Annotated in this window: 19 protein-coding genes and 1 pseudogene; 11 read left to right on the top strand and 9 right to left on the bottom strand. The window is 63.7% G+C overall.

The window, feature by feature from the left end; all coding sequences use genetic code 11:
- Positions 1-437, top strand: a pseudogene (locus J5M73_RS05460) (arginine-ornithine antiporter); the annotation flags it as partial.
- 8 nt (positions 438-445) lie between these two features.
- Here J5M73_RS05460 and J5M73_RS05455 read toward each other — a convergent pair.
- The 9 genes from J5M73_RS05455 to gap form a co-directional block, all read right to left on the bottom strand.
- Positions 446-1,801, bottom strand: a complete 1,356-nt coding sequence (locus J5M73_RS05455; RefSeq protein WP_102860585.1) for a CoA transferase — start codon at positions 1,799-1,801, stop codon at positions 446-448.
- Between the two features lie 108 nt (positions 1,802-1,909).
- Positions 1,910-4,054 carry a methyl-accepting chemotaxis protein gene (locus J5M73_RS05450; protein ID WP_102860586.1) on the bottom strand — a complete coding sequence of 715 codons (2,145 nt, stop codon included), beginning with the start codon at positions 4,052-4,054 and terminating at the stop codon, positions 1,910-1,912.
- A gap of 225 nt (positions 4,055-4,279) precedes the next feature.
- Positions 4,280-4,693 (bottom strand): YbaN family protein, encoded by a 414-nt coding sequence (locus J5M73_RS05445; protein ID WP_102860587.1) that lies wholly within the window; start codon positions 4,691-4,693, stop codon positions 4,280-4,282.
- Between the two features lie 117 nt (positions 4,694-4,810).
- Positions 4,811-5,419: a biliverdin-producing heme oxygenase gene (locus J5M73_RS05440; protein WP_102860588.1), complete on the bottom strand. Its 609-nt coding sequence runs from the start codon at positions 5,417-5,419 to the stop codon at positions 4,811-4,813.
- A gap of 112 nt (positions 5,420-5,531) precedes the next feature.
- Positions 5,532-8,129, bottom strand: coding sequence for a TonB-dependent receptor (locus tag J5M73_RS05435; RefSeq protein WP_102860589.1), 2,598 nt, complete (start codon positions 8,127-8,129; stop codon positions 5,532-5,534).
- Between the two features lie 119 nt (positions 8,130-8,248).
- Complete coding sequence (locus J5M73_RS05430; protein ID WP_102860590.1) at positions 8,249-9,220, bottom strand: FecR domain-containing protein; 972 nt, start codon at positions 9,218-9,220, stop codon at positions 8,249-8,251.
- 113 nt (positions 9,221-9,333) lie between these two features.
- A complete protein-coding gene (locus tag J5M73_RS05425) occupies positions 9,334-9,852 on the bottom strand; it encodes an RNA polymerase sigma factor (protein WP_102860591.1) in 519 nt (172 codons plus the stop codon).
- A gap of 73 nt (positions 9,853-9,925) precedes the next feature.
- Positions 9,926-10,390, bottom strand: coding sequence for a methylglyoxal synthase (locus tag J5M73_RS05420; protein WP_102860592.1), 465 nt, complete (start codon positions 10,388-10,390; stop codon positions 9,926-9,928).
- A 15-nt stretch (positions 10,391-10,405) separates the two neighbouring features.
- A complete protein-coding gene (gene gap, locus J5M73_RS05415; RefSeq protein WP_102860593.1) occupies positions 10,406-11,410 on the bottom strand; it encodes a type I glyceraldehyde-3-phosphate dehydrogenase in 1,005 nt (334 codons plus the stop codon).
- A 223-nt stretch (positions 11,411-11,633) separates the two neighbouring features.
- Here gap and edd point away from each other — a divergent pair, with 223 nt between their 5' ends.
- The 10 genes from edd (at position 11,634) to J5M73_RS05365 (ending at position 24,057) form a co-directional block, all read left to right on the top strand.
- A complete protein-coding gene (edd, locus tag J5M73_RS05410) occupies positions 11,634-13,460 on the top strand; it encodes a phosphogluconate dehydratase (RefSeq protein ID WP_102860594.1) in 1,827 nt (608 codons plus the stop codon).
- Positions 13,457-14,413: a glucokinase gene (locus tag J5M73_RS05405; RefSeq protein WP_102860595.1), complete on the top strand. Its 957-nt coding sequence runs from the start codon at positions 13,457-13,459 to the stop codon at positions 14,411-14,413. The genes edd and J5M73_RS05405 overlap by 4 nt, the downstream gene beginning before the upstream one ends.
- Positions 14,414-14,500: 87 nt before the next feature.
- On the top strand, positions 14,501-15,232 hold the full coding sequence (locus J5M73_RS05400) for a response regulator transcription factor (protein ID WP_102860596.1): 732 nt from the start codon (positions 14,501-14,503) through the stop codon (positions 15,230-15,232).
- A complete protein-coding gene (locus J5M73_RS05395; protein WP_102860597.1) occupies positions 15,222-16,691 on the top strand; it encodes an ATP-binding protein in 1,470 nt (489 codons plus the stop codon). Before J5M73_RS05400 ends, J5M73_RS05395 begins: the two co-directional genes overlap by 11 nt.
- A 226-nt stretch (positions 16,692-16,917) precedes the next feature.
- Positions 16,918-18,177 (top strand): AGE family epimerase/isomerase, encoded by a 1,260-nt coding sequence (locus tag J5M73_RS05390; RefSeq protein WP_102860599.1) that lies wholly within the window; start codon positions 16,918-16,920, stop codon positions 18,175-18,177.
- Between the two features lie 116 nt (positions 18,178-18,293).
- The gene (locus J5M73_RS05385) at positions 18,294-19,586 is read left to right on the top strand and encodes an ABC transporter substrate-binding protein (protein WP_102860600.1); all 1,293 of its coding nucleotides are present in this window, start codon (positions 18,294-18,296) and stop codon (positions 19,584-19,586) included.
- Positions 19,587-19,681: 95 nt separating this feature from the next.
- Positions 19,682-20,617: a sugar ABC transporter permease gene (locus J5M73_RS05380; protein ID WP_170001734.1), complete on the top strand. Its 936-nt coding sequence runs from the start codon at positions 19,682-19,684 to the stop codon at positions 20,615-20,617.
- Positions 20,610-21,455: a carbohydrate ABC transporter permease gene (locus J5M73_RS05375; protein WP_102860602.1), complete on the top strand. Its 846-nt coding sequence runs from the start codon at positions 20,610-20,612 to the stop codon at positions 21,453-21,455. The genes J5M73_RS05380 and J5M73_RS05375 overlap by 8 nt, the downstream gene beginning before the upstream one ends.
- A gap of 3 nt (positions 21,456-21,458) precedes the next feature.
- Positions 21,459-22,619, top strand: coding sequence for a sn-glycerol-3-phosphate ABC transporter ATP-binding protein UgpC (ugpC, locus tag J5M73_RS05370; protein ID WP_102860603.1), 1,161 nt, complete (start codon positions 21,459-21,461; stop codon positions 22,617-22,619).
- Between the two features lie 88 nt (positions 22,620-22,707).
- The gene (locus J5M73_RS05365; RefSeq protein WP_102860604.1) at positions 22,708-24,057 is read left to right on the top strand and encodes a carbohydrate porin; all 1,350 of its coding nucleotides are present in this window, start codon (positions 22,708-22,710) and stop codon (positions 24,055-24,057) included.
- The last annotated feature ends 77 nt before the right edge of the window (positions 24,058-24,134 follow it).

The following is a 24,134-nucleotide window of genomic DNA, read 5'->3' as shown; positions in this document are numbered from 1 at the left end:
TCAATGCCCTGTGGCTGACCAACGTGATGATCCAGATCTTCCTGTTGATCACCCTGTTTTCCGCCGGCACCTATACCAGCCTGATCTATCTGGCATCGTCGATGATCCTGGTGCCCTACCTGTGGTCGGCGGCCTACGCGGTGTTGCTCAGCGGCCGTGGGGAAACCTACGAGCAAGCCTCCCGGGAGCGGATGAAGGACCTGTTCATCGCCGTCGTGGCCCTGAGCTACGCCATCTGGCTGTTGTACGCCGGCGGCTTGAAGTACCTGCTGCTGTCGGCGCTGCTCTATGCCCCCGGCGTGGTGCTGTTCGCCAAGGCCAAGCGTGAGCAGGGCGAGCCGCTGTTCACGGCGCTGGAAAAGCTGATCTTCAGTGCTGTGATCATCGGCGCTTCGCTGGCGGCTTATGGCCTGTACAGCGGTCTGCTGGCGCTGTGATCGAGGGCTCACCACCATCGGGGGCGATGGGCGCCCAGGGTGCCAGCGGGGCAATCCCACTGCACGGGAGTTCCTGCGATATGCAACGGCACCCGCAGGCGTCGGGCCGGTCCCCAAGGGGTCTGTTCCTGAACCAGCCCCTGATCGTCAGCGTCTTCCGAGCGTAGCGGCGTTGCGTTTTCCGCTGACGGGCAATGCTCAACCAGAAGCTTGGCGGTGCGCGCCAGGGACAGGCGCGCCGAGCGGCCCTGGCCGCCGCTCAAGGACAGGTTCAGGGCCTGCAGAGCGCTGGCGGCCATCAGGTAGCCGGTGGCGTGATCCAGGGCCTGGACCGGCAGCGGCAGCGGTTGGTCCGCAGCTTTCCAGTCCATTCCGGCTGCGGCGATGCCGGCGCTCATCTGTACCAGGCTGTCGAAGCCCCGGCGGTTGCGCCAGGGGCCGCTCCAGCCATAGGCGTTGAGGCTGACCTCGATCAGCCTCGGGGCGATGCGCTGGCGTGCCTCGGCGTGGTAACCCAGGTGTTCCAGGGCATCGGCGCGATAGCCGTGCAGCAGCAGGTCGGCGTCGGCCAGCAGGCCCTCGAATACCGCGCGCTGTTCTAGGTCGTGCAGGTCCAGGCGCGCGCAGCGCTTGCCCAGTGTCACCTCCGGCTCCAGGGCCGGTTCGTTCCAGCCCGGCGGGTCGATCCGCAGTACCTCGGCGCCCAGCCCCGCCAGCAGGCGGCTGGCCACGGGGCCGGCCAGGACCCGGGTCAGGTCCAGCACCTTCAGTCCGGCCAGGGGCCGGGCGCTGGAACCGCTCCAGGTGTTCGGTCGCGAGCCGCGGTGCGGCAGCCAGTGCACCAGGGGTTCGGCGTTGACCGCCTGCCCCTGCGGGTGCGCCTGCCACTGTGCCCAACTGCGCATCTGCGCGGCGCAACCGCCTTGATCGACGATGGCCTGTTCCAGCTCCAGCGCGTCCCAGGTGGCCACTCGGGCGGCCATGGCGTCGCGCCCGGTCACCGCGCCCAGCACCCGTTCGGCGGCGGCGCGGTGGTGGGGCGCGTTGGTGTGCAGGCGAATCCAGCCGTCGCGGCTGGGGTAATCCCCAGCAATCGGGTCCCAGGGAGAGGGCAGGCTCCAGCCTTGCGGGCGGATTGAACCGGCGAACCAGAACGAGGCCAGGCGCCGGTCGACGCTGACCTCTGGCCGGCGTCCGGTCTGGCTGTACAGCAGTTCGGCCAGGGCTTGCCCGGCGGCGGCGATGCTGGCGCAGGCCAGGTCGGTCACGGCGAAGGCCGAGGGCAGGGCGCCCTGGCCGGTTTGTCGGACGCTTGCGGGTGCCAGGCCCAGCGCGGCCTGGAGGGTGGCCAGTAGTTCGGTCATGACGCACTCCCCGGTTCAGAGGAGGGCATTGCACCCTGAAACCGCCGCCCCTGTCGATCACCTTAGTTCATCGGCCGCGGCGGGCGGCCGGGGGGCGAGAACCTGCGCTTACACCCGGAATTGATCCATCAGCTTCATCTGCTGGGTCGCCAGGGCATTGAGCTGGCTGCTGACCTGGGCTGACTCGCTGGCTTGCTCGGTCAGGGTTTCGGTCACGCTGCGAATCGCCGAGACGTTGCGGTTGACCTCTTCGGCCACAGCGCTCTGCTCCTCGGCGGCGCTGGCGATCTGCAGGTTCATGTCGCTGATCACGGTGACCGCGTCGCTGATCTTGCCCAGGGCCTGGACCGCTTGCTGGATCTGTCCGGCGTTGTTCTGCGCCTGGCTCTGGCTGGCGTGCATGGTGCTGACCACATCGCGGGTGCCGCTCTGGATGCGTTCGATCACCACGCGGATTTCCTCCACCGAGTCCTGGGTGCGCTTGGCCAGGTTGCGCACTTCATCGGCGACCACCGCGAAGCCGCGACCGCTTTCTCCGGCACGGGCCGCCTCGATGGCGGCGTTGAGGGCCAGAAGGTTGGTCTGCTCGGCGATGCTGCGGATCACCTCCAGCACCGAGCCGATCTGCTCGCTGCTCACCGCCAGGGCTTCGACTTCACCCACCGCCTTGCTCACCTCGTCGGCCAGCAGGCTGATGTCCCGTGTGCTGCGTTCGATGATGCTCATGCCTTCCTTGGCCGACTGGTCGGCGCCACGGGCGGCCTGGGCGGCGTTGGACGCACTGCTGGCGACTTCGTGGGCGGTGGCGCTCATTTCGTTGGAGGCGGTGGCCACCTGGTCGATCTCGCGGAACTGCACTTGCATGCCTTCGCTGGTCTGGCGGGCGATTTCCGAAGACTGGTCGGCGGTGCCGCGGGCCTCGATGATGCTTTGCTTGATCTGGGCAATGGTCGGTTGCAGCTTGTCGAGGAAACGGTTGAACCAACTCACCAGCTCGCCCAGTTCGTCTTTCTTGCTGTAGTTCAGGCGCTGGGTCAGGTCGCCGTCGCCGCTGGCGATGGCCTGGAGCATCTGCGCCACGCTGTTGATCGGCCGGGTCACGCCGGAGGCGCTGAGCCACATCAACAGCAGGCCCAGCAGGCCGGCACCGACGGCGACCAGCAGGGTTTTCAGGGTGCCGCTGGTCTGGGCTTGATCCAGCAGGTTTTGCAGCTTGACCGAGTCCGCCAGCAGTACCTGTTGTGGCAGGTCGATGGTCACGCCCCAGGCCTTGGCATCGGCAATCGGGCTGAAGGGATAGACCGCGCGGATCAGGTCGCCTTGCTGGAAGATTTTCGATGGGCTGCCGCTGAGTGTTGCGAGGATGTCCTTGCCCTGGGCGCCAAAGGTTTCATTGATGTTCTTGCCGACCTGGCCGACATCGGCGCCGACAGCGGCCAGCAGCCCACTACCGGCGAGGATCATCATGTGCCCGGCTCCGTCGAACAGGTCCCGCTGCGCCTCGACAGCGGCGGCTTGCAGGGAGTCCAGGGCGATGTCGACGCCAATCACGCCCAGCACCTTGCCGTCCACCAGCAGGGGCAGGGAGATGGTGGTCATCAGCACTTGTTTCTTGTCCTGGCCGATGGTGTCGGCATAGGGATCGAGCAAGCAAGTGCGTCGGGTGTCCCGGGGGCAGGTGTACCAGATGTTGTAGGGTGTGCCGCTGAGGTTGAGGGTGGTCTTGGTCATGTCCTCCTCAGCCATCACGGTATTGAGTTGCTGGCCACCTGCGCGACTCCAATAGCTGGCAAAACGTCCGCGCTCGTTGGAGGCCCGGGTGGCATCGTTGGCGAACTCGCTGTCCTTGCCGTCCAGGGCATTGGGCTCATAGGCGAGCCAGATGCCGAGCACCTTGGGGTTGCGCTCGAAGGCGGTTTTCAGGCTGCGGTTGAGTTCTTCGCGCAGCGCTGCAGCATCCAGGCCGCGCTGGTTGGCCAGGTCTCGCAAGTCCCGGACCTGATCCGCCAGGGCGGTGATCACCAGCTGGCTTTCGCCGAAGGTCTTCTGAATGTGTGCCGCTTGTTCGGCTGCCTTGGCCTGTAGCAGGTCCTCGACACCGGCCGTCAGCATCTGCGTGCTGGAGGTGTTGACCAGTTGGTTGTTCTGCTGGCTTTGATAGATGTTCATGCCGACGATCAACGCCACCACGCCCAACAGGCACAGTCCGGACAACAGCACGATTTTCAGGCGGATGGAGAGAGAGTCGAGCATGAGGCGATCTCGCGAAAGGACGGATGGTAAGCACGGAATCGGTTGATTGCGGTCGCCAAGTCCTTTCAGCGCCATGTTTGGAACATCGGCTTGGCCAGCTTTTGCGTGAGGTTTAGCCGACGAACGGTAGGTATGAGGCCTTCGCCGCGTAAGCCCGGCTTACCCGCAAAAAGGTCCGTGAAGCTCATGCCAATGCTGAGGGCGCTCTGCCCGGCAAGCGGGCTGTTACAGAGGCGGGGTGCAGGTTTGCGGCAGGGCTTCGGGGCGCGACCAGATCCACAGGTTGCCCAGGGTCATGCCGGCGATGGCGGCGTACATCGTCCAGTGATGATTGAGCAGGGTCAGCATCAGGCCGGCGCACAGCAGCATGCTGAGGGTGGCGCTGACTTTGGCCTTGCGGCTGACAATCCGGCCGTTGCGCCAGTTGCAGAGGATCGGGCCCAACAGCCGGTGATTCTCCATCCAGGCACTCAGGCGTGGCGAACTCTTGGTAGCGGCCCAGGCGGCCAGGAGGATGAATTCGGTGGTCGGCAGGCCCGGTACGACGATGGCGATCAGGCCGATAGCCAGGCTGATATAGGCCAGCACGCCAAACAGCAGGCGGGATATTTTCGACGAGGAGGGGCGAGTGGGGGTCATGGCTTCGATGATGAGGTAACGCGTCGTGTGGCTCAATCCGGGGAAGATGCCGGCCGACAGAATACCGCTGTGGGCAGGGCAGAGGGGTCAGCCGCCACCGTGCCCACAACGTCGGGGTCAGGCCGGTTGCGCGGCGCTGGAGTAAGCCTGCTCCAGCAGTACGGTGAAGCGGTTGAAGGCATCCAGGGCACCTTTTTCCGCAGCGGCTTCTTCTTCGGCGGTGAACTCCAGGCCGTCGAGGATGCGGGTGAAGGTCTTCCAGCCTTCGGCACGGCCACCGGCCGGTTCGCCCAGGTGCCGGGCGCCGAAGGTTTCGCTCAGGCCCAGGCCCACGGCGCGCTTGATCAGGAACGCGGCGCCGAGCTTGGAACCCTCGGAAACGAAGATCCAGCCCAGGGCTTCGGCCTTGCTCGGGTTGCGCACAGCGCCGGCTACCGGTGCTGGCACTTCAGTGTCCAGGTCCGCCAGGTCGGCCTTGGCCGCTTCGGCGCGGCAGCGCTCGGCCAGGTCAGGCACGATGCGGTTCAGTTCGGCATCGTTGTACAGGTCCACCAGTTCCGACTGGAACAGGTATTGGGCGACCACGAAGCGGGCGAAGGCGCCCTGGGTTTCAAACGGTGCGTGGGCCTTGACCAGGGCGTCGAGCTTGGAATGGGGCTCGTGGGTGATCTGGTTCAGACGCTGGGAGCGCAGGTGATGACGCTGGGAGGAATCCTGGGAGGTCATGCAGATGTCCTTGAGAATGAGAGGCACTTAGTGACTAGACGAACAAGAAGACGCGACACAGTAAAAAATCCTCACTGCCCCGGATGAAAAAGGGCAGTGAGGCGGTCTGGGGTCAGATGTCCCACACCAGGTTGACCGAGAAGTTGCGGCCGGGCTGGGTCAGGCGGTCGAGGTTGGCGGGTGCGGTTTGTCCGGCCTCACCGACACTGTCGTAGCCGCGCACGTCGTCCCAGTTCCAGTATTTCTTGTCGGTCAGGTTGTACAGGCCGGCGTTCAGGGTCAGGTCATCGGTGACCTTGTAGAAGCCGCTGAGGTCGAGGATGCCGTAGCCCGGTGTCTTGAACTGACCGCTGGTGGCGCGGCCATCCGGGGCCTTGAAGGTGCTGTTGTCGACCCGGTCCTTGCGTTTGACCAGGGTCCAGCTCAGCAGCGCGCCATAGTTGTCCTGGTCGTAGCCGAGGCCAAACACGCCCTTGAGCGGGTTGACGCTGTTGATCGGCTCGCCGTTGTCATTGTTGCGACCGTAGGCGTAGGCCACCGAGCCGAGGCTGTACAGGCCCTGTGGTGCACCGAAGGCGTCGAGGTTGAGACGGCCCCTGGCTTCGGCGCCCTTGATGGTGGCGTGCTTGATGTTGTTGCTCTGGATCACCGACTGCAGGGCGCCGGCGGTGATGGCGTCTTCGTTGATGAAGTCGCGGTACTGGTTGTAGAACACTGAGACATCGAAGGAGCCCGCGTCGAAATTGCCCCGCAGGCCGGTCTCATAACCTTTGCTGGTTTCCGGCTTGAGGTTGGAGTTGGGCTCGACGACATAGCCGGTGGCGAGGTTTTCAAAGCGGCCGTAGAGCGCCTTGGCCGACGGCGTGCGGAAGCCCTCGGAGTATTGGCCATAGGCGGTGTAGTGCTCGTCGAAGGCGTAGGTCAGGCCGAACTTGGGCGAAACCCGATGCCAGGTCTTCTTCTCACTGCTGACCGGATAGTTGCCGGTGGGGTTGGCGACATTGAGGAATTCCTGCGTCAGTTTCGGCTTGAGCTGGGTGTAGTCGTAGCGCAGGCCAGGGGTGAAGGTCCAGGCGTTCCAGCTGATCTGGTCCTGGGCGAACAGGCTGTAGGTGCTGACGGTGGGGTCCGGGAAGTCGCTGGATTTTTTCACGCTGTCGCTGGCGCTTGGGCTGGGTGCGCCAACCGCGGTGCAGCCGCCGCCGACTTTCAGGCAAGTGGCGGTGCCGTAGCGCGAGCCGGTGACCTTCTGCTGCTTGAGGGTGGTGCCGTAGGTCAGCTGGTGCTCGGTTTCACCCAGGCTGAAGGCCTTGTCCATCTGGGCGTCGAATACCCACTGCTTCTCCTGGTAGAGGGTTTCGCGCTGGCGCAGCACGTCGCGGGCAATGTTGTAGCGTTCGCTGGTGGTCTGGTCGGTCTTGGCGATCTGGTAGTTCAGGCTCCACTTGATCTGGTCGGCGATCGGCGATTGCACGGCGAAGCTGTTTTCCAGGCCGAAGCGCTCACGGGTGATGGTGTCGTTGCCGACCCGCGAGCGATACCAGTTCTGACCGACGCCGTTGAGAAACAGGCCGCCTACTGCGCTTTTCTGGTTGGTGTCGCGGTCATCCTTGTACTTTTCATAGGTCAGGCCCAGGCGAGCATCCGGTGCATAGTTCCAGCCGAGCTTGGCCAGGACGTTGGTGGTGCGGGCGTCTTCCGGGTTGGCGGCGGTGCGGTTCAGGCCGGTGCCGTTGTTGCTGCCATAGGACTCGGTTTCGTGGCCATCACGCCGGCTCAGGTGCAGCAGGGCGTCGAAGTCGCTGGCCCGGCCGGCGACGGTGGCGGATTTCAGCCAGCTTTCATCAGCCGAGCTATAGCCGGTTTTCAGGCGCGCACCGAAGTCCTGGCCGGGTTTGATGATGTCGTCGGCGTCCAGGGTGTAGTAGCTGACGGCGCCGCCGATGGCGCTGCTGCCGTAGAGCACCGAGGCCGGGCCACGGAGGATTTCCACGCGCTTGACGATTTCCGGGTCGACATAGTTGCGGTTGGTCTTGGCGTAGGGACCGCTGAAGAAGTGATCCGGCACTTCCACGCCATCGACCTGGGTGAGAATCCGGTCGCTGTCGATGCCGCGGATGTTGTAGCCACTGAGTCCTGCGCGCTGACCTGCACCACCGACGGAAACCCCAGGCTCGTAGCGCACCAGTTCCTTGATGGTGTTGACGTTCTGGCGGTCCAGTTCTTTCCGGGTCTGCACACTCACGGTGCTCGGCACCGAGTTGATGTCCTGCTCCTGGCGGGTAGCGCTAATGGTCACTTGCTGCAGGTTCACCACGTTGGCGCCGCTGCGCTTCTCCAGGACGATGCTGTTGTTGCCCAGTTTGCGGTAGCTCAGGCTGGTGCCGCCGAGCAGCCGATCCAGGGCCTTTTCCGGCGGCAGCGAACCGCGTACGCCGGGGGAGGCAACGCCGGAACCCAGCTCGGCGGGCAGGCCCACTTGCCAGCCGGTGACCGCGGTAAAGGCATTGAGCGCCGAGACCAGCGGTTGCTCGGCAATGGCGAAGTTGTAGTTGCCCATGCGCTGGCTGGAAGGCGCCGGGGCATCGGCGGCCATGACAGGCGTGGCGTGAGCGCCGGCCAGCAGGATCGCTGCGGTGAGCAGCGACAGCGTGCAGTTCTGCAGACGGGTACAGGGAACAGAGGGTCGGCTGTTGAGGCGAGGGGACATCGAGAGCGCTCCGGGTCGCACGAATCTTATAGGTGCAGACGCGCATTAAAAATGCGAATCAGTTGCATTGGCTATAACGAGACGTATGACCCATGGCTATCGCGTAAAAATAATTATTCTCAGTTGAGAATCACCAGCGCCGGGAATTCCGAGAGTCGCGCCGAGGTGATATGGGCCAGGGATCGCAACACATCCAGGGGCTGGTCCAGGCGGTAGTTGCCGGTGACCGCAACACTTGCCAACTGTTCGTTGTTGTTGACGATCCAGCCCGGGTAATAACGCCGCAGTTCCGCCAGCACCTGATTGAGGGGGCAGTTCTCGAACACCAGGCGCCCTTCGACCCAGGCCAGGTCCTTGCCAGCATCGAGCTTGGCCGGGCGCTCAAACCCCTGAGGGCCGACGCGTACGCTTTCTCCGGCCCTCAAGCGAATGCGCTGGTCGGCGTGGGTCGCCCGCAGGTCGATATCGCCGCGTTGCACCTGGACCTGGGCGATGCCGTCCAGATAGCGCACGGCGAAGGCGGTGTCGCCCACGCTGGCCTTGACCGGACCGGCGTCCAGTTCCAGGGGGCGGCCGAGAGTGGCGGGGATCTCGAAGAAGGCTTCGCCCTGGTACAGCCGAGCCACGCGCTGGTGATCGTTGATCTGGCTGGAAAACGCCGAGTTGGTGTTGAGCAGGACTTTCGAGCCGTCTTCCAGTTGCAGGCGCTGGCGTTCACCCACCAGGGTCAGGTGGTCGGCCTGCAGGCGCAGGGGCAGGTTGCTGAAGCTGAACAGCCCAAGCACCAGCACTGCGGCGGTGGCCAGGGGCTTCCAGTGGGGGCGCAGGCGAGCCAGGCGTGAAACCTTCGGTGCAGGGGCGGCCAGGGCCTGGGCACAGAGCGCCACTTGCGGTCCGTTCCAGATGGCCTGGGCCTTTTCGAAGGCCTGGGCATTGAGCGGTGAAGCCGCCAGCCACTGATGAAACTGGCGCACCTGTTCCTCGTTCGGATGTTCCAGCTCGATCAGCCAATCCAGCGCCTGATCCATGGCAAGGGTGCTTGAGTGCGAGCCGGCAGGGGTGGGCGGCTCGGCGCTGTGAAAATCCGTCACGGGTGTTCCTCGGCGGCGTCTGTGCGCAGCTGTTTTTTCAAGAGAGAGCGAAAGCCGGCCAAGGTTAACAAAGGCCTGGGGCTGACGCAGTCATTGTGCTCAGCGGTTGAGACTCACTGGCCGTCGAGACGTTCGGCGACGCCGATGCAGATGGCCATGATCAATTTCAGTTCCTTTTGCACGGTGCTCAGCGACACCCCGAGTGCGTCGGCGATCTCCTGATAGCTGTGGCCATGCAGGCGGCTGAGGATGAAGATCTGCTGCTGGCGCGGGCTGAGCTGACCGAGGCTGAGGTTCAGGCGTTCGAGCAATTGCTCGGCGTGGGCTGCGTCCTCGGCGCTGCTGAGGGGAGCGGCGACGCTCTCCACCACCTCCGGTGGCACATCTTCCAGCAGGGTGCGGCCCTGGATGCGCCGGGCCCGCAGGTGGTCGAGCGCCAGGTTGCGTGCAGTCTGGAACACGAAGGGCTCAAGGTGGGTGATCGGCCGCTCGCTGAGGGCGCGGGTCACCCGCAGATAGGTTTCCTGCAGCAGGTCTTCGGCGGTGCTGTGGTTGTTGACCATCCGCTCCAGCGTTCGCAGCAGAGAAATTCGTTGAGTGAGGAAGACGTGGTTGAAGTGCGATTGACTCACAGCAAGGCCTGATCCATTTTTGCAGCAGATGATAATGATTGTCATCTGCGCCAATGGTCAAGCCTTGTGTGATTTATCCCCGAGCGGCCAGGTACGCCTGGTAGTCGGGAATCCGGTGTTCATGGGCCTGGCTCATCAGTGGGCTGCTGAGCAGATAGTCGGCGCTGCACTCGTTGCAGGCCACGGGAATGTTCCACACCGCCGCCACGCGCAGCAGGGCCTTGATATCCGGATCGTGGGGCTGGGGTTCGAAGGGGTCCCAGAAGAACACCAGCAGGTCGACCCGCTGTTCGGCAATCTGCGCGCCCAGTTGCTGATCGCCGCCCAGAGGGCCGCTGATCATGCTGTGCACCGGCAGTCCCAGGCGTTTGCTCAGCAGCAGCCCGGTGGTGCCGGTGGCCAGCAGTTCATGTTCGGCCAGGCGTGACTTCTGTCGTTCGGCCCAGTCCAGCAGAAAGACCTTGCAGTGGTCATGCGCGACCAGGGCGATGCGCTTGCGCGCCGCCATGGTCTTTTGGGTAAAACTGATACCGATCATCGACGAATATCCGTTTTATTCCGCGTTGCACAGGGCCAGGCAGTTATCCAGCATGCGGTTGGAAAAGCCCCACTCGTTGTCGTACCAGGCCAGCACCTTGAGCAAGCGACCGCCGCTGACCTTGGTGTGGTTGGCGTCGAAGATCGACGACAGCGGGTTGTGATTGAAGTCGCTGGAGACCAGCGGCAGGGTGTTGTAGCCGAGGATCTTCGAATGCTGGCTGGCACTCTTGAGCAGGGCGTTGACCTCTTCGGCGGTGGTGTCGCGCTTGAGGGTCACGGTCAGGTCCACCAGCGATACGTTGATCACCGGTACCCGCACTGCCATGCCGGTCAGCTTGCCCGCCAGCTCCGGCAGCACCAGGCCCACGGCTTCAGCGGCGCCGGTCTTGCTCGGGATCATGTTCTGGGTAGCCGAGCGGGCGCGGTAGGGGTCGCTGTGGTAGACGTCGGTGAGGTTCTGGTCGTTGGTGTAGGCGTGGATGGTGGTCATCAGGCCGCTGTCGATGCCCAGCTCGCGGTGCAGCACCTGGGCCACCGGGGCCAGGCAGTTGGTGGTGCACGAAGCGTTGGAAATGACCTGGTGCGACTGGCGCAGGATGTCGTGGTTGACACCGTAGACCACGGTGGCGTCGGCGCCTTTGGCCGGTGCCGAGATGATCACTTTGCGGGCGCCGGCAGTAAGATGGGCAGCGGCCTTGGCGCGGTCGGTGAACAGGCCGGTGCATTCGAAGACCACGTCGATCTTTTCCGCGGCCCAGGGCAGTTCGGCCGGGTTGCGGATGGCACTGACGGCAATCCGGTCGCCGTTGACGGTCAGGCTTTCCTGGTCGTGCTGGACTTCGGCGTCGAAAGTGCCGTGGACGGTGTCGTACTTCAGCAGGTGGGCATTGATCGCGCTGTCCCCCAGATCGTTGATGGCGACGATCTGCAGATCCTGACGATAGCCTTGGGTATAGAGTGCGCGCAGGACGTTACGGCCAATACGGCCAAAACCGTTGATTGCGATTCGAAGAGTCATGTGCAAACGCCTGTCGTTAAATTTGTTGTTGGAATTACAAGATTATTCGCATAGAAATAGAAAACAAGCCTTTTTAGTGGCAATATTTTGTCTTATCTACAACGAGTGACCTGAATCAACTGGTCCAAATGGTCAGAAATGTCCTCCACTGTCCCTCGGTGGCGGGGCTTCTGATCAGCATAGACAAACAGGTCGCCACATCCGTTAGCCTGGAGTTCTACATATGCATCCCCGCGTTCTTGAGGTCACCGAACGGCTTATCGCTCGCAGTCGCGCCACTCGCCAGGCCTATCTGGCGTTGATTCGCGGTGCCGCCAGCGATGGTCCGCAGCGCGGCAAGCTGCAGTGTGCGAACTTCGCCCACGGCGTGGCCGGTTGTGGCGCCGACGACAAACACAGCCTGCGGATGATGAATGCGGCCAACGTGGCAATTGTTTCGTCATATAACGACATGTTGTCGGCTCACCAGCCTTACGAGCGTTTTCCCGAGCAGATCAAGAAAGCCCTGCGCGAGATCGGTTCGGTGGGCCAGTTCGCTGGCGGCACCCCGGCCATGTGCGATGGCGTGACCCAGGGCGAGGCCGGCATGGAACTGAGCCTGCCGAGCCGCGAGGTGATCGCGTTGTCCACGGCCGTGGCCCTGTCGCACAACATGTTCGACGCGGCGCTGATGCTGGGGATCTGCGACAAGATCGTGCCGGGCCTGATGATGGGCGCCCTGCGCTTCGGTCATCTGCCGATGGTCTTCGTCCCGGGCGGGCCGATGGTGTCGGGGATTTCCAACAAGCAGAAGGCCGATGTGCGCCAGCGTTACGCTGAAGGCAAGGCCAGCCGCGAGGAGCTGCTGGAGTCGGAAATGAAGTCCTACCACAGCCCGGGCACCTGCACCTTCTACGGCACCGCCAACACCAACCAGTTGCTGATGGAAGTCATGGGCCTGCACCTGCCGGGCGCCTCGTTCGTCAACCCCAACACGCCGCTGCGCGACGCCCTGACCCATGAGGCGGCGCAGCAGGTCACGCGTCTGACCAAGCAGAGCGGCAGCTTCACGCCCATTGGCGAAATCGTCGACGAGCGTTGCCTGGTCAACTCCATCGTCGCTCTGCACGCCACCGGCGGCTCCACCAACCACACCCTGCACATGCCGGCCATTGCCCAGGCGGCAGGCATTCAGTTGACCTGGCAGGACATGGCCGATCTGTCCGAGGTGGTGCCGACCCTGTCTCACGTCTATCCCAACGGCAAGGCCGACATCAACCACTTCCAGGCAGCGGGCGGCATGTCGTTCCTGATCCGTGAACTGCTGGAAGCCGGCCTGCTTCACGAGGACGTCAATACCGTGGCCGGCCGCGGCCTGAGCCGCTACACCCAGGAGCCGTTCCTCGATAACGGCAAGCTGGTATGGCGCGAAGGCCCGATCGAAAGCCTCGATGAAAACATCCTGCGGCCGGTGGCCCGGGCCTTCTCTCCGGAAGGCGGCTTGCGGGTCATGGAAGGCAATCTGGGCCGCGGGGTGATGAAAGTGTCCGCCGTGGCCCCCGAGCATCAGGTCGTCGAAGCCCCGGCGGTGGTATTCCAGGACCAGCAGGACCTGGCCGATGCGTTCAAGGCCGGCCTGCTGGAGAAGGACTTCGTCGCGGTGATGCGCTTCCAGGGCCCGCGCTCCAACGGCATGCCCGAGCTGCACAAGATGACCCCGTTCCTCGGGGTGCTGCAGGACCGTGGCTTCAAGGTGGCGCTGGTGACCGATGGACGTATGTCGGGTGCCTCGGGCAAGATTCCGGCGGCGATTCATGTCAGCCCCGAAGCCCAGGTCGGCGGTGCGCTGGCTCGGGTGCTGGACGGTGACATCATTCGCGTTGACGGGGTCAAGGGCACCTTGGAACTCAAGGTCGACGCCGCCGAATTCGCCGCCCGGGAACCGGCCAAGGGCCTGTTGGGCAACAACGTCGGCACCGGTCGTGAACTCTTCGCTTTCATGCGCATGGCCTTCAGCTCGGCAGAGCAGGGCGCCAGCGCCTTTACCTCTGCTCTGGAGACGCTTAATTGAAACTGGCCCTGGTCGGTGACATCGGTGGCACCAACGCGCGCTTCGCGTTGTGGAAAGACCAACAACTGGACGCGATCCAGGTCCATGCAACGGCGGACTATCGCTGCCCGGAAGACGCCATCAAGGCGTACCTGCAAGACCAGGGCCTGGCCCTGGGTGCCATCGGTTCGGTATGCCTGTCGGTGGCCGGTCCGGTCAGCGGCGATGAGTTCCGTTTTACCAACAACCACTGGCGCCTGAGCCGTCAGGCGTTCTGCCAGGCCTTGCAGGTGGAGCAGTTGCTGCTGGTCAACGACTTCTCGGCCATGGCCCTGGGCATGACCCGCTTGCAGCCCGATGAGTTTCGCGTGGTCTGCGAAGGCGTTGCCGAGCCCTTGCGTCCGGCGGTGGTGATCGGTCCGGGCACTGGTCTCGGCGTCGGTACCCTGTTGAATTTCGGCGACGGCCGCTACATGGCCTTGCCGGGGGAAGGGGGGCATGTCGACCTGCCCTTGAGCAGCCCGCGGGAAACCCAGCTGTGGCAGCACATCCACGATGAAATTGGCCATGTCAGCGCCGAGACCGCTTTGAGCGGCAGTGGATTGCCGCGGGTGTACCGGGCGATCTGTGCGGTGGACGGCCATGAGCCGCGCCTCGATACCCCGGAGGCCATCACCGCTGCCGGGCTTGCTGGCGACCCGATTGCCCGGGAAGTGCTGGAGCAGTTCAGCTGCTGGCTGGGGCGAGTGGCGGGCAACAACGTGCTGACCACGGGCGCGCGGGGCGGGGTGTATATCGTCGGCGGGGTGATTCCCCGTTTCGCCGACTTCTTCATCCACAGCGGCTTTGCCAGGAGTTTTGCCGACAAGGGCTGCATGAGCGACTACTTCAAGGGCATTCCGGTGTGGTTGGTGACGGCGCCCTATTCCGGGCTGACCGGTGCCGGCGTAGCGCTGGAGCAGGCCCAGGGTTGACCTTGAGCCGCACGGCGAAGAGGCGGTAACACGCCTCCCTGCATCAGGCATAATCGCGCTCCCTGCCTAACAATAAGGACGGCCCCGGTGAGTTCAGTCAGTAAGTCGATTTTGTTGGTTGACGACGATCAGGAAATTCGCGAGCTGCTGGAAACCTACCTCAGCCGCTGCGGCTTCCAGGTGCGCACGACCGCCGATGGCGCCGGCTTTCGTCAGGCCCTGAGCGAGGCACCCAGCGACCTGGTGATCCTCGACGTGATGCTGCCCGACGAAGACGGCTTCAGCCTGTGCCGCTGGATTCGCCAGCACCCACGGTGCAGTCAGGTGCCGATCATCATGCTCACCGCCAGCTCCGACGAGGCCGACCGGGTGATCGGTCTGGAGCTGGGGGCCGACGACTACCTGGGCAAGCCCTTCAGCCCCCGGGAGTTGCAGGCGCGGATCAAGGCGCTGTTGCGCCGGGTGCAGTTCGCTCAGGAGCGGGTCGCAGGTGACGTGCTGTGCTTCGACGAGTGGCGCCTGGATGTGATCAGTCACCGCTTGTTTCATAACGACGGCGAGGAGGTGATCCTCTCCGGCGCCGACTTTGCCCTGCTCAAGCTGTTCCTCGACCACCCCCAGGAAATCCTCGACCGCGACACCATCGGCAATGCCACTCGCGGGCGTGACCTGATGCCCCTGGACCGCATCGTCGACATGGCCGTCAGCCGTCTGCGCCAGCGTCTGCGGGACACGGAAAAGCCACCGCGGCTGATCCGTACCGTGCGTGGCAGCGGGTATCAATTGGCAGCCAATGTGGTTGCCGGCAATGGTCACTGAGGCACTGCGCAGAGTATTGCGGCGGGTGCCGATGCCTCGCTCGCTGCTGGGGCGCATGCTGCTGCTGACCTTGCTGGCGGTGTTGTTCGCCCAGGCCCTGTCCAGCGTGATCTGGGTTTCGCAGTTGCGCGCTACCCAGCTCGAAGGCCTGGTGACCAGCGCCCGCAGCCTGGCTCACTCGATGACCGCCAGCGTCAGTTACCTGCGTTCGCTGCCGGTGGCTTATCGCCCCCTGGTGCTCGACCAGTTGCGCAGCATGGGCGGTACCCGTTTTGTCGTGACCCTCAATGACAAGCCCCTGGGCATGCAGGTGCTGCCCGCTACACCGCGCAAAGAGGCGGTATTGCAGGCGGTGGAGCAAGTGCTGCGCCAGTCCCTGGGCAACGACGCGGATCTATCCGTGACCTTTGTCAGCCCCGATGATCTGCGGATTTTCAATGGCGGCCTCAAGCTCGACGAGTTGCCCCGCTCCTGGGCCCATTACGCCTTGACCCTGGAGCCGGTGAACCCACCAGTGCTGGTAACCCAGATCCAGATGGCCCCGGGAGAATGGCTGTACATTGCCTCGCTGCTGCCCGAGCCCTATACCAGCCTCGAAGAACAGGGGCTGCCGGCGCAGCAGGTGTGGTTCATCCTGCTCACCAGCGGTTTTCTGCTGCTGTTCATTGGCCTGCTGGTGCATTGGCAGAGCCGGCCCCTCAAGCGTCTGGCCCGGGCGGCGCGGGACATGTCCCTGGGCGCCGATGTCGAGCCGGTGGCGCAGGGCGGCGGCAGTGAAGTGGTGGAAGTGGGGCGGGCCTTCAACAGCATGCGCGAACGCATCAGCCGCTACCTGACCGAGCGCAGCCAGCTGTTCAGTGCCATCTCCCATGACCTGCGCACCCCTATCACCCGCCTGCGCCTGCGAGTCGAACTGCTGGAGGACGAACAACTGCAAGCCAAGTTCGGCCGCGACCTGGACGAGCTGGAACTGCTGGTCAAAGGTGCGTTGCAATGCGTCAAGGACACCGACATCCACGAGAACATCGAGCCGGTGGACCTCAACCAGGTGCTCGACTGCCTGGTGGAGCCTTACCTGGCACCCAACGGCAATGGCCGTGTGACCCAGCAGGGTCGGGCGCTGGCCAGCTACCCGGGCAAGCCCCTGGCGCTCAAGCGCTGCATGGGCAACCTGATCGACAACGCCCTGAAGTACGGGCAGAACGCCCATCTGCACATCGAAGACGACGACAGCGGTTTTGTCCTGCATGTCGACGACGAAGGCCCGGGCGTACCGGAGCAGCGCCTGGAGCAGGTGTTCGAGCCGCATTTCCGTCTGGCCGGCCAGCAGCAGGGCTACGGCCTGGGCCTGGGGATTGCCCGCAACATTGCCCACAGCCATGGCGGCGAAGTCAGCCTGCAGAACCTGCGCGAAGGCGGCCTGCGGGTGACCCTGTACCTGCCCCGGACCTTCGACTGAGTGGCTGGCCTGTGCAGACGCTGACTTGTGTAGGAGCTGGCTTGCCAGCGAAGGCGTCCCCAAGGGCACTGCAGGACTCAAGGGCCTCTTCACCGGCAAGCCGGCTCCTACGGGTGGAGCCGCGCAATGTCACGGTTTGGTGACATTGTGCTGGCCCTTCGTTACCTGCGGTTGCGAACGGCTTGATTAGACTCAAGCCTTCGATAAAAACAACAACAGGCCACTCATGGACTCTCTCCCCCTGCCGCTGCGCAGTTGGCTGAACGCGCCCGCTCACCATTCCTGGCTCGCCGCCGAAGGCCTGCGCCTGCTTGATTTCGCCAAGGCTTCACGACTCGCCGAAGGCTTCGGCAACCTTGATGCCCGGGGCTGCCTGCCCGCCGGTGCCCAGGCCGAAACCATGAACACCGCGCGCATGACCCACAGCTTCGCCATGGCGCACATCCAGGGTCTGCCGGGTTATGCCGGGCTGGTGGATCACGGTATCGCCGCGCTCATGGGGCCGTTGCGCGATGCCGAGCACGGCGGCTGGTTCGCCGTGGCCGGTCAGGCCGATGGCAACAGCACCAAGGCGGCCTATCTGCATGCCTTTGTCGCCCTGGCCGCCAGCTCTGCGGTGGTGGCGCAGCGGCCGGGTGCCCAGGCCCTGCTTGAGGAGGCGATCCGGATCATTGACGGGCATTTCTGGAGCGAGGAGGAGGGCGCCATGCTCGAGTCCTTCAACCGTGACTGGCGCGAGCCGGAAGCCTATCGCGGCGCCAACAGCAACATGCACGCCACCGAGGCTTTCCTGGCCCTGGCCGATGTCACCCAGGACCCGCGCTGGCTCAACCGCGCCCTGCGCATCGTCGAGCGGGTGATCCATCAGCACGCCGCCGCCAACGACTTCATGGTGATCGAGCATTTCGACGCTGACTGGCAACCCCAGCGCGACTACAACCGGGCCTTTCCCGCCGACGGTTTCCGCCCCTTCGGCACCACGCCGGGCCACGGTTTCGAATGGGCGCGCCTGCTGTTGCACCTGGAGGCGTCGCGCGGCCTGGCCGGGATGCTGACCCCGGGCTGGCTGGCGCTGGATGCGCAGCACCTGTTCGCGAGCAACTGCCGCCACGGCTGGGATGTGGACGGTGCCCCGGGCATTGTCTACACCCTGGATTGGGACAACCGGCCGGTGGTGCACCAACGCCTGCACTGGACCCATGCCGAGGCCAGCGCCGCCGCCAGCGCTTTGCTCAGGCGCACCGGCCAGGAGCAGTACGAGGCCTGGTACCGGCGTTTCTGGGAGTTCTGCGAAGCCCATTTCATCGATCATCAGCAGGGCAGCTGGCATCACGAACTGGGCCGCGACAACCGCCCGGCCGCCGAGATCTGGGGCGGCAAGCCGGACCTCTATCACGCCTGGCAAGCCGTGCTGATTCCGCGTCTGCCCCTGGCGCCGAGCATGGCCTCGGCTTTGGCCCAAGCGTCTGTTCCGGGCCCTGTGTAACCATGTCGTGACATTTCCCCGTCGCTTCGTTACCCGAACGTTCGACTAGGCTGTTTAGACTCGTATGCAGCGCAAGCACCAGACTTGCATGCATAACAACAAGAAAGGTACTTCAAATGAATGCGATTTCTCGCCTCGCCACTGTCATTTCCCTTGCCTCTCTGTTTCCCCTGAGCGCCCTCGCCGCCGATTCCAAAGGTTCCGTGGAAGTCGTCCACTGGTGGACTTCGGGTGGTGAAAAAGCTGCCGTCGATGTGCTCAAGGCCCAAGTGGAAAAAGACGGTTTCACCTGGAAGGACGGCGCCGTGGCCGGTGGTGGCGGTTCCACTGCGATGACCGTGCTGAAAAGCCGCGCCGTGGCCGGCAACCCGCCGGGCGTAGCCCAGATCAAGGGCCCGGATATCCAGGAATGGGGCAGCACCGGCCTGCTCAGCACCGACACCCTCAAGGACGTGGCCAAGGCGGAAAACTGGGACGGCCTGCTCTCGTCCAAGGTGGCCAATACCGTCAAGTACGAAGGTGATTACGTAGCAGTGCCGGTGAATATCCACCGGGTCAACTGGCTGTGGATCAACCCTGAAGTGTTCAAGAAAGCCGGGATCGACAAGGCCCCGACCACCCTCGAAGAGTTCTATGCCGCCGGCGACAAGCTCAAGGCTGCGGGCTTCATTGCCCTGGCCCATGGCGGCCAGCCGTGGCAGGACAGCACCGTGTTTGAAGACGTGGTGCTCTCGGTCATGGGCCCTGAAGGCTACAAGAAAGCCCTGGTGGACCTGGACCAGAAAACCCTCTCCGGCCCGGAAATGACCAAGGCCTTTGCCGAGCTGAAGAAAATCACCGGCTACATGGACCCCAACCGTGCCGGGCGTGACTGGAACATTGCGGCTGCCGACGTGATCGGCGGCAAGGCCGGCATGCAGATGATGGGCGACTGGGCCAAGAGCGAATGGACGGCGGCGAAGAAAGTTGCCGGCAAGGACTACCAGTGCGTGCCGTTCCCGGGCACCGACAAGGCCTTCACCTACAACATCGACTCCCTGGCGGTGTTCAAGCTCAAGGCCGATCGCAAAGGTGATATCGCCGCTCAGCAGGACCTGGCCAAGGTGGCCCTGGGCAAGGACTTCCAGAAGGTCTTCAGCATCAACAAGGGCTCGATCCCGGTGCGCACCGACATGCTCAACGACATGAGCGCCGAGGGCTTCGACTCCTGCGCCCAGGCAGCGGCCAAGGACTTCCTGGCCGACGAGAAGACCGGCGGCCTGCAGCCGAGCATGGCGCACAACATGGCCACTTCCCTGGCGGTGCAGGGCGCGATCTTCGATGTGGTCACCAACTTCATGAACGACAAGGATGCGGACCCGGCCAAGGCCAGTGCGCAACTGGCCTCGGCGGTCAAAGCCGCGCAGTAATCCTTGACCCCGCCGCCGGTACGCCGGTGGCAGACCTGTGACTGTGTTGCCGCCCTGCAGGGCTTACGCCCATGCAGCGGCGGCGTGCATCCCGGATTCACTTCAATAACTGGGTTTTTGCGATGAGCTCTGTGGCGGTTTTCAGCAAGGCCTCACCCCTGGACGCACTGCAGCGCTGGCTACCCAAGCTGGTGCTGGCGCCGAGCATGGTGATCGTGCTCGTGGGGTTTTATGGCTACATCATCTGGACGTTCATTCTGTCCTTTACCAATTCCAGCTTCATGCCGAGCTACAAGTGGGTCGGCCTGCAGCAATACCTGCGCTTGATGGACAACGATCGCTGGTGGGTGGCGAGTAAGAACCTCGCGCTCTTCGGCGGTATGTTCATTGCCATCAGCCTGGTGCTGGGGGTGTTCCTGGCGGTGCTGCTGGACCAGCGCATCCGCAAGGAAGGCTTCATCCGTACCGTGTACCTGTACCCCATGGCACTGTCGATGATCGTCACCGGTACTGCCTGGAAGTGGCTGCTCAACCCTGGCCTGGGCCTGGACAAGATGCTCCGTGACTGGGGCTGGGAAGGCTTTCGCCTGGACTGGCTGGTGGATCAGGACCGGGTGGTCTACTGCCTGGTGATCGCCGCTGTATGGCAGGCCTCGGGCTTTGTCATGGCGATGTTCCTCGCCGGTCTGCGCGGTGTCGACCAGTCGATCATCCGCGCCGCCCAGGTGGACGGCGCGAGCCTGCCGACCATCTACCTGCGGATCGTCTTGCCGAGCCTGCGGCCGGTGTTCTTCAGTGCCTTCATGATCCTCGCCCACATCGCCATCAAGAGCTTCGACCTGGTGGCGGCGATGACCGCGGGCGGCCCGGGCTACTCCTCCGACCTGCCGGCGATGTTCATGTACTCCTTCACCTTCAGCCGGGGCCAGATGGGCATCGGCTCGGCCAGCGCCATGCTGATGCTCGGTGCCGTACTGACCATCCTGGTGCCGTACCTGTACTCCGAACTGCGAGGCAAGCGCCATGACTAACTCCCTCGCCAAGCCGACCCTGAACTTCAGCCGGATCGCCATCTACGCCACCTTGCTGCTGGTGGCGGCGGTGTATCTGATTCCATTGGTGGTGATGCTGCTGACCAGCTTCAAGACCCCTGAAGACATCCGCACCGGCAACCTGCTGAGCTGGCCCCAGGTGGTGGACGGCATTGGCTGGATCAAAGCCTGGGACGCTGTGGGCGGCTACTTCTGGAACTCGGTGAAGATCACCGTGCCGGCGGTACTGATCTCCACCTTCATCGGTGCAATGAACGGCTACGTGCTGTCGATGTGGCGCTTTCGCGGCTCCCAGCTGTTCTTCGGCCTGCTGCTGTTCGGCTGCTTCCTGCCGTTCCAGACCGTGCTGCTGCCGGCCTCGTTCACCCTTGGCAAGTTCGGCCTGGCCAACACCACCACCGGTCTGGTGCTGGTGCACGTGGTCTACGGCCTGGCCTTCACCACGCTGTTTTTCCGCAACTACTACGTGAGCATCCCCGATGCCCTGGTCAAGGCCGCGCGTTTGGATGGCGCCGGGTTCTTCACCATCTTCGGCAAGATCCTGCTGCCGATGTCGGTGCCGATCATCATGGTCTGCCTGATCTGGCAGTTCACCCAGATCTGGAACGATTTCCTGTTCGGCGTGGTGTTTGCCAGCGGCGATGCGCAACCGATCACCGTGGCCCTGAACAACCTGGTCAACACCAGCACCGGGGCCAAGGAATACAACGTTGATATGGCGGCGGCGATGATCGCCGGGCTGCCGACACTGCTGGTCTACATCTTCGCCGGCAAGTATTTCCTGCGCGGGCTGACGTCCGGCGCAGTCAAGGGGTAAAGCATGGCCACTCTCGAATTACGCAACGTCAACAAGACCTACGGTGCCGGCCTGCCGGACACCCTGAAGAACATCGAACTGAAGATCGACGACGGTGAGTTCCTGATCCTCGTCGGCCCGTCCGGCTGCGGCAAATCCACCCTGATGAACTGCATCGCCGGGCTGGAGAACATCAGCGGCGGGGCGATCCTGGTGGACGACGCCGACATCAGCGGCATGAGCCCCAAGGATCGTGACATCGCCATGGTGTTTCAGTCCTACGCGCTGTATCCGACCATGAGCGTGCGCGACAACATCGCCTTCGGCCTGAAGATCCGCAAGATGCCCACTGCCGAGATCGACGCGGAAGTGGCGCGGGTGGCCAAGTTGCTGCAGATCGAGCACCTGCTGACCCGCAAGCCGGGCCAGCTCTCCGGTGGCCAGCAGCAGCGGGTGGCCATGGGCCGGGCGCTGGCGCGGCGACCGAAGATCTACCTGTTCGACGAACCGCTGTCCAACCTCGACGCCAAGCTGCGGGTCGAGATGCGCACCGAAATGAAACTGATGCACCAGCGCCTCAAGACCACCACGGTCTATGTCACCCACGACCAGATCGAAGCCATGACCCTGGGCGACAAAGTGGCGGTGATGAAGGACGGGATCATCCAGCAGTTCGGCACCCCGAAGCAGATCTACAACGACCCGGCCAACCTGTTCGTGGCGAGTTTTATCGGATCGCCGCCGATGAACTTCATCCCCCTGCGCCTGCAACGCAAGGACGGCCGCCTGCTGGCGCTACTGGACAGTGGCCAGGCCCGTTGCGAGCTGCCTCTTGGCATGCAGGACGCGGGGCTCGAAGACCGCGAGGTGATCCTCGGCATTCGTCCGGAGCAGATCTCCCTGGCTCCCGCCGAAGCCAATGGTTTGCCGACCCTGCGCGCCGAGGTCCAGGTGGTCGAGCCCACCGGTCCCGACACCCTGGTGTTCGTCACCCTCAATGGCACCAAGGTCTGCTGCCGCCTGGCTCCGGATCAGGCGCCCGATGCCGGGGAAACCCTGACCCTGCAGTTCGATCCGGCCCGAGTGCTGCTGTTCGATGCCCAGAGTGGCGAGCGCCTGGGAGCGGCCGGCGCGCCTGTGTCCGAGCCCCGTAGCGGCAACGTGGCGCAGTTCAAGGGGCGTTGAATCCGTGACGGATGGCCTGTCATCCGTCGCACCCGCTGTAAACCGCGTTGGATAAATCGTTAATAACAATAAAGACGAGGATGTAGGGATGAAAAAGCAACACAGCAATACCCGGCTGCTTTGCCAGTTGTCAGCGGCTGCGGCATTGGTCCTGTCCGCCAATGCCATGGCGGACGAGGCGTTCAGCGCCGACTCCAAGTGGATGACCGGCGACTGGGGTGGTGAGCGTACCAAGCTGATCGAGCAGGGGATCGACATCAAGGCCGACTACGTCGGTGAAATGGGCGCCAACCTGCATGGCGGCTACAACGACGACAAGACCGGGCGCTACAGCGATCAGTTCGGCCTTGGCGTGGCCTTCGATCTGCAGAAGCTGCTGGGCTGGGACAATACCCAGGCCAAGATTCAGCTGACCAACCGTAACGGCCAGAACATTTCCAACGATCGTATCGGCGACCCGCGTGCCGGCACCCTGAGTTCTTCCCAGGAGGTGTACGGTCGTGGCCATATGGTGCGTCTGACTCAGCTGTGGATTCAGCACCAGTTCCTCGACGGCAAGCTGGACGTCAAGGCCGGTTACTTCGGCGAAGGCGAAGACTTCAACACCTTCCCCTGCGAGTTCCAGAACCTGGCCTTCTGCGGCTCCCAGGTGGGCAACTGGGCCACCGGCATCTGGTACAACTGGCCGGTCAGCCAGGCGGCGCTGCGGGTCAAATACCACATCACCCCCGAGCTGTATGCGCAGATCGGCGCTTACAACCAGAACCCGTCGCAGCTGGAGCACGGCAACGGCTTCAAGCTCAGCGGCAGCGGCACCAAGGGCACGGTATTGCCGGTGGAACTGGTCTGGTCGCCCAAGCTCAATAGCCTGCCGGGCGAGTACCGCGTGGGTTACTACAAGAGCACGGCCGACGCCAATGATGTGCGCAAGGACGCCAACGGCCAGGACGCCGCGGACACAGGCGACGCCTATCGCGTGCACAACAGCAAGCACGGCTACTGGTTCGTCGGGCAGCAGCAACTCACCACCCACAACGGTGACGCTTCCCGTGGCTTGAACATCGCCGCCAACGCCACCTTCCATGACAAGGACACCAACGTCGTCGACAACTACCAGTCGCTGATGTTCGTGTACAAGGGGCCGTTCGATGCGCGTCCGAAAGATGACGTGGGCATCGGTTTTGCGCGGATCCACGTCAACGACGATGTGCGCAAGAACGCCCAGCTGATCAATGAGGACAACGGCATCAGCAACTACGACAACCCGCTGTACATGCCGCTGCGCGACACGGAATACAACTACGAGATCAACTACGGTTTCCACGTCACCAACTGGCTGACCGTACGCCCCAACCTGCAATACATCACCCATCCGGGCGGTGTGGATGAAGTGGATAACGCGTTGGTGGCCGGTCTGAAAATTCAGTCGGTGTTCTAGAGCTGTTGCGATAAGCTCCTCCTCCATGTGCGCATTTTGCGGATGGCCCAGGCCGTCCGCTTTTTTTTGTGGGGATT

It is taken from the genome of Pseudomonas sp. 50_B (assembly GCF_017491625.1).
In the GTDB taxonomy this organism is placed as follows: domain Bacteria; phylum Pseudomonadota; class Gammaproteobacteria; order Pseudomonadales; family Pseudomonadaceae; genus Aquipseudomonas; species Aquipseudomonas danubii.
The sequence above is the reverse complement of the archived record's forward strand: the minus strand, read 5'-3'. Positions and strand labels throughout refer to the sequence as shown.